Origin of the sequence: Arthrobacter sp. 2RAF6 (assembly GCF_052115205.1) — a bacterium.
GTDB lineage: Bacteria > Actinomycetota > Actinomycetes > Actinomycetales > Micrococcaceae > Arthrobacter.
This window is the reverse complement of record NZ_JBFRGF010000109.1, coordinates 1-802: the sequence shown is the minus strand read 5'-3', so window position 1 is coordinate 802 and position 802 is coordinate 1. Positions and strand designations below refer to the sequence as shown.

The window sequence follows — 802 nt, the reverse complement described above, 5'->3', positions numbered from 1 at the left end:
TCGATCTCGAGCTGCGCGAGAGCGGCGGTGGTGTTGCCCCAGACGTTCCGGCGCCGGGCCCCGCTGTTCCTGCCGCGGTACCACCCGTCCGAGAGGACGATGTCGATCCGGTTGCTGCCAGGGATGAGAAGGTCCGCGACGTCGTACTGCTGGGCGTACAGGGTTTCGTCGTAGCTTGTCGAACCCGGTGCCAGTTCGATGTCTCCCATCCGGATTCCGTTGAGGAAAACTTCATACACGCCGAGTGCGGTGGCGTAGAGTGTGGCTGCGGCGGGACGGGCGGGGAGGTCAAATGACTTACGGAGGACGTGGGCCCCGCGCTCGTCCCGGGCGGCGGCTTCTTCGGACTCCATCGGCGAAATCCAGGTGGCCGTCCAGTTCACGGGTCCTGTTTCGGCAGGGGTCGGCGCCAGGTTTGGCAGGGTTCTGAGCGTGTTGCCCATGGGTGTTTCAGCTCTCTTGTCGGTAGGCGTGTTTCATTGACGGGGTTTGAGCTAGCGCACGGATTTGATCTTCAGGAAGATGATGAGGCTGCCGATGAGGGCCAGCGCGGCACCGGTGAGGTAGAGGGCGGTGTAGTTCTTCTCGGCCCCTGCCGCTCCCAGGACGATGATGAAGGGTGCCAGGAGCGGGGCTATTGCGCTGGGTATCCTTTGTGCGAAGCCGACGACGGCCATGTAGCGTCCGGCCTGTGCCCGGTCGGGCAGCACGGCGAAGATGATGGCTCCGTCCACCGCGCTGAAGAGGGCGATTGCGCACTGCATGATGAGTGCGCCGACAAGCAGGGTGATGAAGGAGTGGG

Annotated in this window: 1 protein-coding gene and 1 pseudogene; both read right to left on the bottom strand. The window is 64.0% G+C overall.

Features of this window, described 5'->3' with window-relative positions; translation table 11 throughout:
* Positions 1-443: alpha-L-rhamnosidase N-terminal domain-containing protein (locus tag AB4Z38_RS25700; protein WP_441432336.1), on the bottom strand; the 443-nt coding region annotated here is incomplete at its 3' end.
* A 51-nt stretch (positions 444-494) separates the two neighbouring features.
* A pseudogene (locus AB4Z38_RS25695) lies at positions 495-802 on the bottom strand (MFS transporter); the annotation flags it as partial.